Below are 15889 nucleotides of genomic sequence, written 5' to 3' on the forward strand. Positions count from 1 at the left end.
GCGGCAGGGGCGGCGAAACCCATCAGTCGATGGGCTTCGTCCCGTGCTTCTTGTCCATCGCCTCGCGCTCCTCGGCGAGCGCGCGATGTTCGCCATAGGTCAGGCCGGCGCCGAGCGTGCGGTCGAACTCGGCGACCCAGCTCGGATGCAGCGCCGGGCTGATCTTGCGGGAGCGGATGCGCAGTTCGTAGCGCTGCTCCGGCGTCAGCTTCACATAGTCTTCGACCGTGGGAATCTTCACGCCGGTCTTGTTAACGTAAGGCGCGGCCTTCGGCGCCGGGGCCGGGCGCTTCGCGTCGCTGGCGGCCCAGCGCACACCGCGCGAGATGGCGACCGGAATGACGGTGCCATGGTCCTCGCCGGCCAGCAGCTCGAACTTCGCGGTAACGCCGGGCTGCTGCAGGAATTCGGCAAACTCGCGCCCGTTATCGATCTGCTTGCGCTCGAGCAGCACCTCGACGCGGCCCGGCGGGAAGTCGGGGTCCGCGGCCTGCTCGAATTCGCCCGCGGTGATCAGCACGCGCGGTGTCGCGCCGGTGACGCCGAGCTTCGGCGCCAGCCGGCGGCGGACATTGCCCTTCTGCATCAGCTTGTCCTCGAACCAGATCGAGGGACTGGCCGCGACCCAATTGTCGAACAGCGTCGGCTTGTTGATCAGCGCGTAGAGCGTGAACAGCCCGCCGAAGCTGTGGCCGAACAGCGTCTCGCGCGCGGCGTTGATGTCGTAGCGCTTGTCGATCTCTGGCTTCAGCTTTGTCTCGATGAAGCGCATGAACGCCTCGGCATTGCCGGTGCCGGGCTGCTTCGGTTCGGGCGAGCCGAGGCGCGGCGTCAGGTCGAGCGCGCGCTCCTTATTGACCTCGGCGCCTTCCGGATAGCCGATGCCGACGACGATCGCCGGGCTGCCGCCGGGGCGTCGTTCGAGCGCGCGTATCGTGTCGGTGGCGGTTGCGAACATCCAGTTGCCGTCGAGCACGTAGAACACTGGATAGCCGCCCGGCGGCGGCGCGATCTTGGGTTCGGCGACGAAGATGCGGAAGGTGCGCCCGGTGTCGCTCTTCATGTCGAAGATCGACGTGCGGTGTAGCACCGGCGCGTCGGGCACCGGCGTCACCTGTGCGGCGACCGCGGCGGGGGTGGCGAGCAGCAGGGCGATGAATGCGGCGCGGATCATTTATTGTCCCCCGACGGCTCGAAGATCGCCGCCACCTTGCTTGAATTAAAGATATGCGTCTCGACGAATTCGGACCAGGAGCAGCCCTGCCCCAGCGCGTCCATCGCGCCGGCGAGCGCAAACCAGTTGAGCATCTCCTGGTCGCCCGCCGCCTCGACCTCGTCGAGCGTCATCGATTTCCACACGTCCCACTCGCCGGCGACCAGCGCGTCGTACAGCTTCCGGTCGGTCACGATGTCGGGTTGCATGCGGAAGGTGCTGTCGACGAGGAAGGCGTGGCTCCAGCTCGCCGAGGCGATCAGCGCGACGCGCCACGGGCTTTCGCGGCAGATGCGGGCCACCTCGGCGCCCATGTTGAACACCCGCTTCGGTGACGGCGACGGCGGATCGAGCGGGCGGATGTCGCCGAGCTTGCTGATGAAGCCGCGGTAGCTGATCACCTTGCGGCCGTAGCAGTTGATCTGGAACGGCACGACCGGATAGCGCCAGCCCTTCCGGTCATAGTCGAGGTACAGCAGCGTGTTCAGGAACGCGTGCGGCAGGCCGGGGTGGTTCAGCGGCTCGTAGGCGTAGGACACGTCGAAGTCACGCTGCAGCAGTTCCGACGCGATATGCTTCGCCGCCTCGCGGTGGCCGGGGACGCGCAGGGTGAAGTCGCGCTTCTCCCCCCAGACGTTCGGGCGGCCGCCGCCCCATTCGTCGTCGGTCTTCGAGAACATCGCCGATTCCGACGCGTGGGCCCATGGCTGGATGTCCATGTCGTCATAGGCCATCACGCAGAAGGGCGGGATGATGCTCTCCTTGAAATTCTCATATTGATCGTCGCCCCAGACGATCACGAAATCGGGGTTGAAGGCATCGAGCGCCGCGCGCGCCTTGCGCAAGCCGTTGAGCATCGCTGCGCGGTGGCGCGTCGCGCCGGCGACACCCTCGTCGTCGCCCCACTCCGCCTGCATCGCCGCCGGCCAGTTCGCCGGGTCCTTCGCTTCGGCGGGAACGCCGGGATCGCCAAGACGGCCGCGCAGGATATTCGCCATGTCGGCGTCGCGGCCGCTGAGCGGGGGATAGTGCGAAATCCCCAGCCCTAAAACTTCCCCCATCAGCGCCCCTTCACATTTACAACGTGTACGTTATAGTTTCGCGCATCGACGACTAAAGTCAATGGGGGATGCGATGATCCGAGGGTTGCTGCTGCTGAGCACGGCGTTGGGAATCGCGGCACCGGCGCTGGCGCAGAGCCACCCGCTCGATCCGCTGAGCACCGATGAGCATTGGCGCGTGCTCGAAATCCTCGACGCGTCGGGCAGACTGACGCCAAAGACGCGCTTCACGCGCATCGCGCTCTCGCCGCCCGACAAGACCAAGGTGGTCGCCGGCGCCAAGGTGCCGCGCGTCGCCGAGGTGCGCATCAAGGAAGGCTCCGCCGCCGTCGAGGCGACCGTCGATCTCGGCACCGGCAAGGTCACCGGCTGGCGCTCGCGCACCGATGTGCAGCCGGCCTGGCTGCTCGAGGAATTCCTCGGCGCGCCGGTGCAGGCGGTGCTCAACCACCCCCAGTTCGAGGCCAAATTGAAGGCGCGCGGCGTCGCCAACAAGCGCTTCCTCAACTGCCGCGCCATGCCGATCGGCAGCCATGCCGAGCCGCGCTTTGCGGGCAAGCGCGTGGCGATGGTGCGCTGCGACCCGATCAACGGGCTGCAGAACCGCTTCGTGCGCCGCATCGAGGGGCTGACCGCCTTCGTCGACGTCAACACCAACGAGGTGCTCGACCTGTCCGACGATGCGGTGATCCCGGTGCCGGCGACGCGCGCCGACTATGACGAGAGGGCGTTGGGCAAGCTGCGCGACTTCCCGACGCCGATCTCGATGAGCCAGCCGAACGGGCCGTCCTACACCGTCGATGGCCATCAGGTGCGCTGGGGCAACTGGTCCTTCCACCTGAAGTCCGACCAGCGCGTCGGCACGATGATCAGCCGGCTGCAGTGGCACGACGGCGGCAAGACGCGCGACGTGATGTACGAAGGCTATCTGTCGGAAATCTTCGTGCCCTACATGGACCCGGCGACCGACTGGTACACACGCACCCTCCTTGATGCCGGCGAATATTCGATGGGCGGCCTGTCGGGCGCGCTGACCCGCGGCATCGACTGCCCCGAAGGCGCGACCTATTTCAACGGCCTCGTCACCGGCGACAACGGCCGACCGAGCGAGAAGGCCGACGTGATCTGCCTGTTCGAGCGCACCACCGGCGACATGAGCTGGCGCCATGCCGAGATCGGCCGGCCGAAGCGCGAGCTGGTGGCGCGGATGATCGCCGACCTCGGCAACTATGACTATGTCTTCGACTGGGTGTTCGAATCGGACGGCCAGTTCCGCGTCAACACCGGCGCCACCGGCATCGTCGCTGTGAAGATGGCGAAGGCGAAGGACGCGAAAAGCGCGGCGGGCCAGGCGGAGGACGCCTATGGCCGCTTCGTCGACGACAACGTCATCGCCATCAACCACGACCATTATTTCAGCTTCCGCCTCGACCTCGACGTCGACGGGCCGACCAACAATTTCGTCCGCGACGCGCTGGTGACGCAGCGCCTTCCGGAAGGCCATCCGCGCAAGAGCATCTGGACGGCGGAAGAGCAGGTCGCCGCGCGCGAGGCGGACGGCAAGCAGGTGATGCACCACGGCCCGGCGCTGTGGCGCGTGACCAGCGGGTCGACGCAGAACCGCATGGGCTATCCGGCGAGCTACCAGCTGATGCTCGGCCACACCTCGGGCACGCTGTTCAGCAAGGACGACATCCCGCGCCAGCGCGCCGGCTTCATCGACAACGACCTGTGGGTAACGCCCTACAATCCCGACGAGCGCTACGCCGCCGGCGAATATGCGGTGCTGAGCGCGCCGGGCGAAGGCCTGCCGAAGTGGACGGCGGCGAACCGCGGCATCGCCGGCACCGACATCGTGATCTGGCCGACGGTCGGCATGCACCATAAGGTACGGTCGGAAGACTGGCCGGTGATGCCGGTGCTCTGGCACTCGATCACCATCCGGCCGTTCGACTTTTACGACCGCAACCCGGCGATCGACATCGGGCTCAAGCCTTAGCGGCGATCAGCGGGGCGAGCGTCACTTGCCGACCTCCGCGCGGATGGCGTCGAACAGAGCGAAGGTGTCGAGGTTGAGCTGGCGACCGCCCTTGTCGGGCCAGTAGCTGAGCTTGACGATCACCGTGCGCGTCTTGGGATCGATCGACAGGAACTGGCCGTGGATGCCGATCGCTTCGTAGCGATCGGTGCCGAGCATGGTCCACCATTGGTAGCCATAGCCGCGCGGCGCGCCGGGCATCACCGAGGTGGTGCCGGGATAGCGCGTCGATTTTTCCACCCAGGCCTTCGACACGATCTGCCGGCCGTTGGCGCGGCCGCCGTCGAGCATCATCTGGCCGATGCGGCCATAGTCGCGGAGCGTCGCGTTGAACGCGCCGCCGCCGACCGCGCGGCCTTTGGGCGCCGGATTGTCGAGCACCCAATAGCCGGGCGCCTCCATGCCCGCCGGCTTCCACAGATGCTTCTCGGTGAAGGCGGCCAGCGACAGCCCGCTCGCCTCCTCGACCAGCCGGCCGAGGAGGGTGCTGGTCAGTGTCGAATAGAGGAACTTGCTGCCCGGCGGGTGTGCGCGGGTCAGGTCGAGCCCCGACAGGTCGGTGAAGTTGGTGTTGTTGCCATAGGTCGCGCGCTTCTTGATGCGCTCGAGCGTCGACTGGCCGCTCTCGACCTGCTCGGTGTAGCTGGTGCCGTCGCGCATCATCAGCAGATGTTCGATGCTGACGCCTTCATAGGCGGTGCCGCGCGTCTCGGGCACATAGCGGTCGATCGGTTCGTCGACGCTCTTGATTTGGCCCTTGTCGATGGCGATGCCGACGAGGATCGACACGATCGACTTGGCCATCGACCAGCTCATGTAGCGATCGTCGGCCGCGCCGCCGTTGAGGTAGCGCTCGTCGACGATCGCGCCGTCCTTCATGACGAGGAGCGCGTTGGTGTAGGTGCGCTGAAGCGCCTCGTCGAACGCGAAGCTGCCCTCGCCGAGCTTCACCGTCGAGGCAAGCGTTTTCGGTGCGCGCGGCAGCTTCGCGGCGCGCGCACCGGCGGCGACCGGCTCGGTCGGGAAGAAGGCGTCGGCGCTGCGGAAGGTGACCGCATTGATCGTCGCGTCTTCATAATGCGCGCGCGCGGTGGCGAGCGCCGGCGGCGCCGGCTGTGCGGCGAGCCCGGCCGGAAACATCAGCAGCGTGACGAGCACGCCCGCAGTCTTCACACGGTCCATCATTCCCCTCCGAATAACAACGTGTACGTTATTTTTAGACGCGGAGCGCAACGGGAAACAGGTCAGATCTAGCGGCGGTGGCTGGTGCGCTTTGTCGGTGCGGAATCGAGTTCGCGCTGCCGCGATTCGAGCGCCATGCGCACCGCATCGGTCGTCCGGTCGAGGTGCAGTTCGATGAGCCGCGTCGCTTTCAGCGCCTTGCGGCCGAGCGCGGCGTCCTTGATCGCCTCATGCTCGTCATGCACGTCGCGTTCGGGCGTGATGTGGCTGAGCGAGATCAGCCGATAGCGCTCCGAATGCTGGTGCAGCATCCGCCGCATGCGGATCAGCCAGGGCGAGCCGCAGGCCGAGACCAAGGCCTCGTGGAAGAGGCGGTTGGCATGCTCCCATTGCGCGAACACCTGGTCGCCGCCCGTGTCGAGCTGCGCCTCGAACGCCGACAGCGCCGCATAGGATTCGCGCACCCGCTCCGCCCAGGCCTCGTCGCCCAGCTCGATCGAGCGGGCGAGCGCCTCGGACTCGATCAGCGTCCGGGTCTTCATCGTGTCCTCGAGTTCGTCGATCGACACATGGGTCACCCAGAAGCCGCGCTGCCCTTCGGCATGGACCAGCGCATCGCCGGTGAGGCGGACCAGCGCCTCGCGCAGCGGACTCATCCCGACGCCGTAGCGCTTGGTGAGCATGTCCATGGCAAGCTTGGTGCCGGGCGCCAGCGCGCCCGAGACGATGTCCCAGCGGAGCTGGTGATAGGTCTGGTCAGCGATCGTCTTCGCGGCGATCGGTTCGCCCCGGGGATCGGTGAGCGGGCCGGGGCTCGGATCGTTGCGGGTCACAGCGACCCCTTTCGCCCCTCTGTCGTTTGAAGTCCAGCGGTAGCGCGCGGCGCCGGGGAGCGACGCCGCGCGCATCTCGCTAGAAGGTCTTCGTCAGCGTCAGCGCGACCTGGCGGCCGATGATGCTGGCGTTGGCGGCGTCATAGGGCTCCGGCGCGTTGCCGTTGGCGATGCGGCCGGTATCGATGTACGGCGGCTCCTCGTTGAAGAGGTTGTTGACGCTCACCGCGATCCGCGAGCCGTCGAGCGCGCCGCCCATCGAGCTCAGGTCGTAGCCGAGCTGAAGGTCGAACGTGTTCCACGCCTTGATCGGGATCGGCTGCGCGCTCAGCACCGGCGCGCCGGTAGCCGACGGCAGGTAGCAGCCGGTGGCGCACTTGTACGGGCCGACATGGTTGAGCGACAGCACGCCCGAAAAGCCGCCGATATCGACCGACGCGCCGACCTTCGCCTTGAACGACACCGGGTTGCCGGTGCTTTCATAGAGGCCGAGCTTCTTCTGGAACGCCGCACCCGGGGTGCCCTGGATATTGTACGAGGTGATCAGCGTGCCGTTGCCGAACAGGCCGATGTCCGCGTCACCCGCCGCGAAGCTGTAGCGGGCCGACAGGTCGATGCCGTCCATCTTCAGCGTGGCGAGATTGGTCTGCGTCGCATAGATGATCGCCGCGACCTGCGACGCGGTGCGCGTCGGCCCCGGGCCCGACAGGCCGGTGAAGCGCGGATCGTTGAACAGCGACTGGACCAGCGCGTCGTCCGGGTTGAAGTCGAGGTTGTTGATATAGGGGCTCGACCCCGTCGCGAAATAATTGGCGAGAATGCCGGCGAGCGTACCCGAGGTGATGCGGACCAGCCGGTCCTCGATCTCCATATTGAAGTAGTTGATGCCGATCTTCAGGTTCGGGATCACCGGCGGCTCGAGGTCGAGACCGAGGCTCCAGGTCGTCGCCTTCTCGGGGCGCAGCGTCGGGCCGGCACCGCCGGAGACGACCATGCCGGTGAAGGTGCAGTTGCCCGCGCCGCCCGGCGTGCCGGTGAAGCCGTTCAGCTGAACGAGATTGGTGTTGCACGGCGCGGTGTAGAAGGCGTTCGCGTAGAAGATCGCGTTTCCGCCCGGCACCGGCTGCGGGCCGCTGTACTGGAAGCGCATCGGCGGGGCGTGGAACGAGGTGCCCCAGCTGCCGCGCAGGTTGAAGCCCTCGACCGGTGCGAAGCGCAGACCAAACTTCGGATCGGTGGTCTCGAAGCCTGACAGGTCGTTCGACTTCTCGTAGCGAACCGCCGCCGAGAAATCGAGGCGGGCGAGACCCGGCCGCGCATTCTCCTCGGAGACGAACGGCACCGCGACTTCGCCGAAGGCCGCGAACACGTCCTGCTCGGTCGCACCATAGGGGACGACCGTCGGGTTGATGCTGCGGAAGTTGAAGTCGAGTTCGCCGTCGATCTTCTCGCGGCGCCAGTCGATGCCGGCCGCGACCTTTACGTCGCCGCCGCCGATGGTGAACAGCGTGCCGTCGGTCTTCAGCGTGCCCTGCAGCACCCGCGAGGTGAAGGTCAGGTCCTCATAGCCGATCAGCTGGCTGACCACCTGCGCCGACAGCGGCTGCGTCGAATAGGGGTTCCATGCCTGATAGGCGCGCGCGTTGCAGAAGGCCTGCGCGGCGTTCGGCGCGGTGGTCACCGTGCCTTGCAGCGAGCAGGCGATCGACGACGGTGCCGCGGCGGTACCGACGCGCTCGACGACGTTGGTGTCGCGCATCAGCGTGCTGTAGCGCGACTGCTTCTCGCGGCTGTATGAACCGATCGCCTCGATGCCCCAGCTATCGCTGAGCTCGTAGCGGGCGCTCGCCTCGAACGCCATCGCCTCGACGCCGACATCGCGGATCAGCTGCTGGTCGTCGATCAGCACGCCGAAGTTGTTGGCGTTGCCCGGAATGAACGCCGGGTTGGTGGCGGGCAGCGTGCCGTAGAAGGCCGGGAAGCCCATGTTGTAGAGGCCGTCGCGCTTGGTGTAGCGCCCGCCGGCGTGGACCGAGAGCTGTTCGCTGACATCATGCTCGATCGAGCCGAAGACGCTGTGGCGCTCCATCTCGGGCAGGATGTCGACATTTTCCCATGGGTCGAAGCTGTTGCCGAAGCCGCCGACCGCCGGGGTCAGCTGCGCGACGGTCAGGCCGGTGCCCGGGCCCTGCGGCACGGTGAAGCCGACGGCGCCGTTGAAGGCGGCGTTGCCGGCGAAGATGTTCGCCGCACGGCCGGCGCGGCTGGTGTAACGCGGCCAGTTGACGCCACCGCGGTCGGAGAAGTCGCCACCGTTGAAGTCGCGCTCGCTCGCCAGCACATTCTCGCGGCGGTTATATTCATAGCCGACGACGAGGTTGCCGCCGCCCCAGCTGGTGCCCCAGGTGGCGCTGCCCTGATATTCCATCTCGCCGCCCTCGGTCAGCGAACCGACGCGGCCGAGGAGGGTCAGGCCATCCTGCTTCTTCTTGAGGATGATGTTGACGACACCGCCGACGGCATCCGAGCCGTACACGGCCGAGGCGCCGTCCTGCAGGATCTCGATGCGCTCGATCGCGGCGACCGGGATGTTCGAAATATCGACGAAGTCGCCGAACTGGCCCGAGACCGCGACGCGGCGGCCGTTGACGAGGACGAGCGTCGACAGCGCGCCGAGACCGCGCAGGTTGATGCCCGAGCCGCCGGTGAGGTTCGAACCCGCCGAGCTGGTGTCCTGACCGCCGCGACTGTTGTCCGAGCTGGCGACGCCGCCGGCGAAGTTGACGGGAAGCTCGCGAACGAGGTCGGCGACGGTCGCCTTGCCCGACTTCAGCACGTCCTCAGCGTCGAGCGACTGCACCACGCTGCCGATCACTTCGGCGCCACGGATGTTGGTGCCGGTGACGACGATCTCTTCCGCCGTCTCGTCGGCCGCGGTCTCGGCCACTTGCGCCAGCGACGGCGCGGTCGCCGTCAACGCGATGACGGACGCGGTGGAAAGAACGCACCTGCGCAGATCGAACGTCATGAAGTCCCCCTTCGTGCTCCCCGCCAGCCTTGAAGGCCGGTCCCAATCTGCAATGTGTACGTCATATACGGGAATGCGTCAAATGAGATTTCGAAAATGTTGACGTTCTGCCAGCCTGTGTCGTCCATGCTTGCGTCATGGGACTAAGGGCTTCTTATTTAATAAATTAATCTTTGTTTCCAGTATAGACATATCTCGTACATGACAAGTTGTTGCATGCGCGCATCACCCTAATGAGAATGGTTGTTGCTTGATATTTCGAAAAAATGCGCGCATTTCGCATTCAACGGGGCAAGTCGGCGGTAGTTCGCACGCAACCCCAACACCGGTTTGGGGGACCGAGATGCTGGAGAATTCAACGATGTTGCGGACGAGTGGCGATGCGGCGGTGGACCGCGGGCAGTTCATCGATGGCGCCTACGACCTGTCGGGCAGCTCGCGTTTCGCGGCGGTCGATCCGGCGACCGGCGAGACCGCCTATTGGATTCATGAGGCGAGCGCCGAGCAGGTCGACCGCGCGGTCACCGCGGCGCGCAAGGCGCTGAAAGGTCCGTGGGGCAAGCTCTCCGCCGCCGAGCGTGGTGCCATGCTGCGCAAGCTCGCGGCGCGGATCGCCGAGCGGTCGGCGGACTTCCTGCGCGCCGAGATCATCGACACCGGCAAGCCGGTCGAGATGGCGTCGCACCTCGATATCCCGCGCGGCGCCGGCAACTTCAACTTCTTCGCCGACCTGGCGCCGATGGCGCTCGGCGAGGCCTTCCCGATGAAGACGCCCGACGGCGGTGACGCGCTCAACTACAGCCTGCGCCAGCCGCGCGGCGTGATCGCGGTCGTCTGCCCGTGGAACCTGCCGCTGCTGCTGATGACCTGGAAGGTCGCGCCGGCGCTCGCCTGCGGCAACACCGTCGTCGTGAAGCCGTCGGAAGAGACGCCCGCCACCGCCACCCTGCTCGGCGAGGTGATGAACGAGGTCGGCATTCCGGCCGGCGTGTTCAACGTCGTCAACGGCCTCGGCGCTGCATCGACCGGGGAGTTCCTGACCAGCCACCCCGGCGTCGACGGCATCACTTTCACCGGCGAGACGGTGACCGGCACCGCGATCATGAAGGCGGCGGCCGTCGGCACCCGCCCGGTGTCGTTCGAACTCGGCGGCAAGAACCCCGGCATCGTCTTCGCCGACTGCGATCTCGACGCCGCCATCGCCGGCACCCTCCGCTCCGCCTTCCTCAACTGCGGCCAGGTCTGCCTCGGCACCGAGCGTGTCTATGTCGAGCGCTCGCTCTACCCGCAGTTCGTCGAGCGGCTGGCCGCGACAGCGAAGAAGCTCCAGGTCGGCGACCCGTTCGACAAGTCGACGACGCTCGGCCCGCTGATCAGCGCCGGCCACCGCGAAAAGGTGCTCGGCTATTACGCCTCGGCGAAGGCCGACGGCGCCGAGATCGTCACCGGCGGCGGCATCCCCGATCTCGAGGACCGCTTCGCCAACGGCTCGTGGATCGAGCCGACGATCTGGACCGGCCTCGGCGACGACGCGAAGGTCAATCGCGAGGAAATCTTCGGCCCCTGCTGCCACATCTCGCCGTTCGACGAGGAGGACGAGGTGGTCGCGCGCGCCAACGCCAGCCCTTACGGCCTCGCCGCATCGCTGTGGACGCAGAACCTCGGCCGCACCCACCGTCTCGCGCCGCAGATCGAGGTCGGCACCTTGTGGGTGAACAGCTGGTTCCTGCGCGACCTGCGCGCCTCCTTCGGCGGGTCGAAGCAGTCGGGAATCGGCCGCGAAGGCGGTCTTCACGGTCTCGACTTCTACACGGAGCAGCGGAATGTCTGCATCCGCTTCTAGGCTGCTGCTCGCGCTCGCCTCCACCATCCTGGTGGGGGCGGCCGCGACGGCAATCGCGTCGCCCGCCGCCGCCGCGCCGGTGGCGGTGCCGAAGATCAGCTTCCTCTATCCAGCGCCGCACGGCACGATCTTCGATCGGGTCTGCAAGGCGTGGATCAAGCAGGACACTAACCCCGCCGACGTGACCGAGCTGCTGGCCCGCAAGGCGGAGTTCGAGGCGGCGTGGGCGACGACGGGCCGCGAGTATATGCGCCTCGCGCTGGCGGCCGCCGGCCGGCCGTTCCCGTACAGCGAGATGCAGGCGACCCTGTCGGTCTGCGCGCCGGATTCGATGGCGTTTCCGCTCATCATCCGGATGAACGACTTCCTCGCATCGAACCGCGAATATTATGTCCACGACTTCGCGCTGCTCGCCTTTCACGAGGTGATGCACCATTACGCGCAGGCCATCGAGGCGAAGTCGGCGATCTTCGCCAAATATGCCGCCGAGCCCTTCTCGATCCGCGCGCACATCCATGTCGTGGCGTTCGAACGCTATGTGCTCGAAAGGACCGGCCGCACCGAGCAGCTCGCCAAGCTTCGCGACTATTACACCGGGCGCGATGTCGATCATTATCGGCGCGCCTGGGAGATCGTTGACAAGGAGACGGTCGCGGCCGTCGTCGCCGACGCAGGAATCCAGCCATGACCGACGTAATCCGATCCGCCGCCGCGGCGCTGGCGCGCGCCGCCGAGACGCGCACCGCCATCGCGCCGCTCAAACCCCAGCTCGAACCGCTCGGCATCGACGGCGCCTATGCGGTGCAGAATCTGCTCACCGAGCGCGCGCTCGGCGCTGGCCGCAAGCTCGCCGGCCGCAAGATCGGCCTGACCTCGAAGGCGGTGCAGACGCAGCTCGGCGTCGACCAGCCCGACTATGGCATGCTGTTCGCCGACATGGAGATCGGCGAGCATGAAGAGATCGCGCTCGGTCGCTTCATCCAGCCCAAGGTCGAGGCGGAAATCGCCTTCGTGCTGGGGCGCGACCTCAGCGATCCCGAGCTGACGCTCAGCCGGCTGGTGCAGGCGATCGACTTCGCGCTGCCGGCGGTCGAGATCGTCGACAGCCGCATCGCCGACTGGAAGATCTCGATCCTCGACACCATCGCCGACAATGCGTCGAGCGGCGCCTATGTGCTCGGCGGCAGCCCGGTGAAGATCGATACGATCGACCTGCGACTTTGCGGCATGGTGCTGGAGCACAAGGGCGAGCCGGTGTCGGTCGGCTGCGGCGCCGCCTGCCTCGGCAACCCGCTCGCCGCGGCCCTCTGGCTGGCGCGCACGATGGCGACCGCCGGGCGGCCGCTGGTCGCGGGCGATGTCATCCTGTCGGGCGCGCTCGGGCCGATGGTCAGCGTGACGCCGGGCGGCGCCTATCAGGCGCGCATCAACGGGGTGGGCAGCGTCAACCTCCGCTTCGCGAAGGAGGCCGCACGATGAGCTTCGATACCCAAAGCGCCGGCCTGTTCCTCGACAAGGCCGCCCGCACCGCCACCGCGGTGCCGCAGTTCGACAGCGGCGCGTTCGACGTCGACACCGCCTATGCGATCCAGCAGGCGAGCATCGCCAACCGCTTCCAGCGGGGCGAGCGGCTGGTCGGTATGAAGATGGGGTTCACCAGCCGCGCCAAGATGGTCCAGATGGGCGTCCGCGACATGATCTGCGGTCGGTTGACCGATCAGATGATGGTCGAAGACGGCGGCGTCATCAGCCGCGCCGCCTATGTCCACCCGCGCGTCGAGCCGGAGATCGCCTTCCTGCTGAAGCGCCGCATCCATGGACCGATCACGCCGCTGCAGGCGATGGACGCGGTCGAGGCGGTGGCGCCGGCGCTGGAGATCATCGACAGCCGCTACAAGGATTTCAAGTTCTCGCTGGAGGATGTCGTCGCCGACAACAGCTCGTCGTCGGGCTTCGTCATCGGCGCTTGGGCGCGGCCCGACCAGGACCTGTCCAACCTCGGCATGGTGATGAGCGTCGATGGGCGGCCGGTGGAGATCGGCTCGTCGGCGGCGATCCTCGGCCATCCGGCGCGCAGCCTCGCCGCCGCCGCCCGTCTGTCGGCGCAGCGCGACATTCCGCTGGAGGCCGGCTCGATCGTGCTGGCCGGCGGCGCCACCGCCGCTGTCGCGCTGGCGGTGGGCGCCAGCGTCACGCTCGAGGTGCAGAACCTCGGCCGCTGCGGCTTCACGGTAGGGGAATAAGGCATGCCGATCGTCAACGTCAGCATCCTGAAAGGCCGCACGCCGCAGGCAAAGGCCGCCTTCGCCAAGGCGGTCACCGACGCCGCCGCCGCGCATCTCGATGTGACGCCGCCGCAGGTGCGCGTGCTCATCACAGAGATCGAGCCGGCGCACTGGTTCGTCGCGGGTGAATCGAAGGCGCCCATCGGCTGATGACGACCATTGCCGCCCCGTCGCGCGCCGGGCCGATGCTGTCGCCGAAGGCGCGGATGCGGCTGTTCTGGCTCAAGCTCCATCGCTGGATGGGGCTGACCCTGCTCGTCTTCATGTTCATGTTCGGCCTCACCGGATCGGCGATGGTCTGGCAGGACGGGTTCGAGGCGCTGGTGCATCCGGCGCGCTACCCCTCAACACCCACCACCAGTTTCACGCCGACCGAGGCCTTCCTGGCGCAGGCCCGCGCCGAACTCGGCGCTGCCGATCGCATCAGCGGCTTCCGCGTGAAGCCCGGCGAAGGCGCGATCGTCGTCGCCGGCCAGATCACCAGCGAGCCGCCGCTGAACCTCGGGCCGCCCGGGCGCGTGCAGCTCTGGGTGCATCCGCAGACGGGTCAGGTGCTCGACCGGCAGAATGACGGGCTCGGCGTGGTCTGGGCGCTACATGCCTCGCACGGCTATCTGCTGTGGAAAGGCTGGGGCCGCGAGGCCGTCACCATCCTCGGCGGCTTCCTGATCGCCATGTCGGCAATCGGCCTGTGGCTGTGGTGGCCGGGTGCGAAAGCCGCGCTGAAGTCGCTCAAGTGGCGCAAGACCTTCACCAAGAGCCTCAATCTCCACCGCCAGACAGGCGCGCTGCTCGGCATCGTCATGATCGTCGAGGCCGTGACCGGCGCGTGGATCGCGCTGCCGCGCGTGTTCGAGGGGATCATCGAACCGGCGGGCAAGGCCGGCCGCGTCCAGAGCGAGGCCCCGCCCCGCTCGCCGACGCTCGCTGCACCGGCGCTGTCGGTGGAAGCCGCCGTTGCCGCCGCGCGCGCCGCCGCCAGCACCTCTGCCTCGCTGGTCAGCGTTTTCCTGCCAAGCGAGGAGAAGCCGGTCTGGTCGATCGCGTTCGACGGCGCCGCCGTCGCGGTCACTGATGCCGACGGCGCCGCGACGGTAAAGCCGCAGCCCGTGCGCAGTTCGGCGGGCGAGATCACCGACGTCATGGAGGGCGTTCACGCCGGCGCGATGGGTGGCCCGGTGTGGCAGGTCATCGTCTTCCTCTCCGGCCTCGTGCTAAGCCTGCTCTCCGTGACCGGTATCTTCATCTGGCTGCAGGGCCGCGCGCGCCTGAACAAGCGGAAGCCCGCATGAGCGACGAACTTTCGCGCCGCCTCCGTACCGCCGGCCGCGCCGTCGGCCGCGCCGGGCTGGCGCACGCCTATGGCCATTGCAGCCTGCGCGTCGACGAGCGCCATTATCTGGTGACGCCGTCGAAGCCACTGGCGCTCGCGGCGCCCGGCGAGGCCTGCCATCTGCTGTCGATCGACGACCCGATCCCACCGCAGGTGCTCGGCGAGGTACGCATCCACCGCGAGATCTACCGGCGCCGGCCCGGTGTCGGCGGCATCGTCCGTTCGATGCCGCCGCATGTGATGACGATGGCGGCGCATGGCACGGTGCCGCGGCCGCGCCACGGCTTTGGCAGCTATTTCCATCCGGCGCCCGCGCTGTGGGACGACCCGCAATTGCTGCGCTCCGATGAGGCCGCGGCGGCGCTGGCCGACCAGCTCGGCGGCGGCAACGCCATCCTGATGCGCGGCAACGGCGCGGTGGTCGCGGCGTCGACGATCGAGCAGGCGGTGGTGCTGACCTGGTATCTGGAGGATATGGCGCGCATCGATCTCGCCGGCCGCGCCGCCGGATTGCAGGACGCGCCGACGCTCGATGCGGCGACCTGCGCGCAGCGCGCGACATGGCAGGGTGCAATCGCCGAGCGAATGTTCCACTATCTATCGCATGACGACCCGGAAAGCTGAGCGCCCCCGCGCCACCCCGTTCAAGGATTTCGACATCACCAGCGCGCCGGGGCATCTGCTTCGGCGCTGCCACCAGCGCAGCCACGAGCTGTACAATGAGGTGACGGCGGAATTCGGCCTGACCCGGCAGCAGTTCGCGCTGCTGCTGGCGCTGCTGCAGCGGCCGGGATCGAGCGTGCAGGAGATCACCGACCTGACCGGCGTCGATCGCAATACGCTCGGCGGCATCGTCACCCGCCTCGAGGCTAAGAAGCTGCTCGACCGCCGCCGCTCGGATCGCGACGCGCGCGCCTATGAGCTGCAGATCACGCCCACCGGCATCGCGCTGCTCGCCGAGATGGAGGCGGCGATCGCCACCGTTGGCAATCGCATCCTTGAGCCGCTGACGCCGACCGAACGCGCCGATTTCCTGCGCTACGCCCGCAAGCTTGCTGGCCTCGACTGACCCT

General features: G+C 67.4%; 14 protein-coding genes. 9 read left to right on the top strand and 5 right to left on the bottom strand.

All coding sequences use genetic code 11. The annotated features are described in order from the left end of the window. Nucleotides 1-22: 22 nt before the first annotated feature. Complete coding sequence (locus tag ACFOMD_RS10370) at nt 23-1174, bottom strand: alpha/beta hydrolase (RefSeq protein WP_380860909.1); 1152 nt, start codon at nt 1172-1174, stop codon at nt 23-25. Continuing rightward, the gene (locus tag ACFOMD_RS10375) at nt 1171-2274 is read right to left on the bottom strand and encodes a DODA-type extradiol aromatic ring-opening family dioxygenase (RefSeq protein ID WP_380860912.1); all 1104 of its coding nucleotides are present in this window, start codon (nt 2272-2274) and stop codon (nt 1171-1173) included. Before ACFOMD_RS10375 ends, ACFOMD_RS10370 begins: the two co-directional genes overlap by 4 nt. A gap of 73 nt (nt 2275-2347) precedes the next feature. On the opposite strand from ACFOMD_RS10375, the gene ACFOMD_RS10380 reads away from it, so the two are divergent. After that, nucleotides 2348-4273 carry a copper amine oxidase gene (locus ACFOMD_RS10380; protein ID WP_380860915.1) on the top strand — a complete coding sequence of 642 codons (1926 nt, stop codon included), beginning with the start codon at nt 2348-2350 and terminating at the stop codon, nt 4271-4273. Nucleotides 4274-4294: 21 nt separating this feature from the next. Here the strand turns inward: ACFOMD_RS10380 and ACFOMD_RS10385 are convergent, their stop codons facing one another. The 3 genes from ACFOMD_RS10385 to ACFOMD_RS10395 form a co-directional block, all read right to left on the bottom strand. Further along, nucleotides 4295-5497: a serine hydrolase domain-containing protein gene (locus tag ACFOMD_RS10385; RefSeq protein WP_380860918.1), complete on the bottom strand. Its 1203-nt coding sequence runs from the start codon at nt 5495-5497 to the stop codon at nt 4295-4297. Between the two features lie 65 nt (nt 5498-5562). After that, nucleotides 5563-6327 carry a GntR family transcriptional regulator gene (locus tag ACFOMD_RS10390; protein ID WP_380860921.1) on the bottom strand — a complete coding sequence of 255 codons (765 nt, stop codon included), beginning with the start codon at nt 6325-6327 and terminating at the stop codon, nt 5563-5565. A gap of 79 nt (nt 6328-6406) precedes the next feature. Continuing rightward, complete coding sequence (locus ACFOMD_RS10395) at nt 6407-9355, bottom strand: TonB-dependent receptor domain-containing protein (protein WP_380860924.1); 2949 nt, start codon at nt 9353-9355, stop codon at nt 6407-6409. 361 nt (nt 9356-9716) lie between these two features. On the opposite strand from ACFOMD_RS10395, the gene ACFOMD_RS10400 reads away from it, so the two are divergent. Genes ACFOMD_RS10400 through ACFOMD_RS10435 form a run of 8 tightly spaced genes read left to right on the top strand, consistent with a single transcriptional unit; the run spans nt 9717 to nt 15885 of the window. Beyond that, nucleotides 9717-11198 (top strand): 2-hydroxymuconic semialdehyde dehydrogenase, encoded by a 1482-nt coding sequence (locus tag ACFOMD_RS10400; RefSeq protein WP_380860927.1) that lies wholly within the window; start codon nt 9717-9719, stop codon nt 11196-11198. After that, nucleotides 11179-11886, top strand: coding sequence for a hypothetical protein (locus ACFOMD_RS10405; RefSeq protein WP_380860930.1), 708 nt, complete (start codon nt 11179-11181; stop codon nt 11884-11886). Before ACFOMD_RS10400 ends, ACFOMD_RS10405 begins: the two co-directional genes overlap by 20 nt. Continuing rightward, nucleotides 11883-12677: a 2-keto-4-pentenoate hydratase gene (locus tag ACFOMD_RS10410; protein WP_380860933.1), complete on the top strand. Its 795-nt coding sequence runs from the start codon at nt 11883-11885 to the stop codon at nt 12675-12677. Before ACFOMD_RS10405 ends, ACFOMD_RS10410 begins: the two co-directional genes overlap by 4 nt. Next, nucleotides 12674-13441: a 2-keto-4-pentenoate hydratase gene (locus ACFOMD_RS10415; protein ID WP_380860935.1), complete on the top strand. Its 768-nt coding sequence runs from the start codon at nt 12674-12676 to the stop codon at nt 13439-13441. The genes ACFOMD_RS10410 and ACFOMD_RS10415 overlap by 4 nt, the downstream gene beginning before the upstream one ends. 3 nt (nt 13442-13444) lie before the next feature. Further along, nucleotides 13445-13633: a tautomerase family protein gene (locus ACFOMD_RS10420; protein ID WP_380860938.1), complete on the top strand. Its 189-nt coding sequence runs from the start codon at nt 13445-13447 to the stop codon at nt 13631-13633. Beyond that, entirely contained in the window at nt 13633-14775 is a 1143-nt protein-coding gene (locus tag ACFOMD_RS10425; RefSeq protein WP_380860941.1) for a PepSY-associated TM helix domain-containing protein, read from the top strand. Before ACFOMD_RS10420 ends, ACFOMD_RS10425 begins: the two co-directional genes overlap by 1 nt. After that, nucleotides 14772-15440, top strand: a complete 669-nt coding sequence (locus ACFOMD_RS10430; protein ID WP_380860944.1) for a class II aldolase/adducin family protein — start codon at nt 14772-14774, stop codon at nt 15438-15440. Before ACFOMD_RS10425 ends, ACFOMD_RS10430 begins: the two co-directional genes overlap by 4 nt. After that, a complete protein-coding gene (locus ACFOMD_RS10435) occupies nt 15421-15885 on the top strand; it encodes a MarR family winged helix-turn-helix transcriptional regulator (RefSeq protein WP_380860947.1) in 465 nt (154 codons plus the stop codon). The genes ACFOMD_RS10430 and ACFOMD_RS10435 overlap by 20 nt, the downstream gene beginning before the upstream one ends. Nucleotides 15886-15889 lie beyond the last annotated feature (4 nt).

Origin of the sequence: Sphingoaurantiacus capsulatus (genome assembly GCF_042648405.1) — a bacterium.
Lineage (GTDB): Bacteria > Pseudomonadota > Alphaproteobacteria > Sphingomonadales > Sphingomonadaceae > Sphingoaurantiacus > Sphingoaurantiacus capsulatus.

Excerpts from the sequence above, each read along its gene's own strand:
- ACFOMD_RS10425 (WP_380860941.1), top strand. The coding sequence starts at position 13,633 with ATGACGACCATTGCCGCCCCGTCGCGCGCCGGGCCGATGCTGTCGCCG.
- ACFOMD_RS10385 (WP_380860918.1), bottom strand. The coding sequence starts at position 5,497 with ATGATGGACCGTGTGAAGACTGCGGGCGTGCTCGTCACGCTGCTGATG.
- ACFOMD_RS10435 (WP_380860947.1), top strand. The coding sequence starts at position 15,421 with ATGACGACCCGGAAAGCTGAGCGCCCCCGCGCCACCCCGTTCAAGGAT.
- ACFOMD_RS10400 (WP_380860927.1), top strand. The coding sequence starts at position 9,717 with ATGTTGCGGACGAGTGGCGATGCGGCGGTGGACCGCGGGCAGTTCATC.
- ACFOMD_RS10415 (WP_380860935.1), top strand. The coding sequence starts at position 12,674 with ATGAGCTTCGATACCCAAAGCGCCGGCCTGTTCCTCGACAAGGCCGCC.
- ACFOMD_RS10420 (WP_380860938.1), top strand. The coding sequence starts at position 13,445 with ATGCCGATCGTCAACGTCAGCATCCTGAAAGGCCGCACGCCGCAGGCA.
- ACFOMD_RS10380 (WP_380860915.1), top strand. The coding sequence starts at position 2,348 with ATGATCCGAGGGTTGCTGCTGCTGAGCACGGCGTTGGGAATCGCGGCA.
- ACFOMD_RS10395 (WP_380860924.1), bottom strand. The coding sequence starts at position 9,355 with ATGACGTTCGATCTGCGCAGGTGCGTTCTTTCCACCGCGTCCGTCATC.
- ACFOMD_RS10405 (WP_380860930.1), top strand. The coding sequence starts at position 11,179 with ATGTCTGCATCCGCTTCTAGGCTGCTGCTCGCGCTCGCCTCCACCATC.
- ACFOMD_RS10430 (WP_380860944.1), top strand. The coding sequence starts at position 14,772 with ATGAGCGACGAACTTTCGCGCCGCCTCCGTACCGCCGGCCGCGCCGTC.
- ACFOMD_RS10370 (WP_380860909.1), bottom strand. The coding sequence starts at position 1,174 with ATGATCCGCGCCGCATTCATCGCCCTGCTGCTCGCCACCCCCGCCGCG.
- ACFOMD_RS10410 (WP_380860933.1), top strand. The coding sequence starts at position 11,883 with ATGACCGACGTAATCCGATCCGCCGCCGCGGCGCTGGCGCGCGCCGCC.
- ACFOMD_RS10375 (WP_380860912.1), bottom strand. The coding sequence starts at position 2,274 with ATGGGGGAAGTTTTAGGGCTGGGGATTTCGCACTATCCCCCGCTCAGC.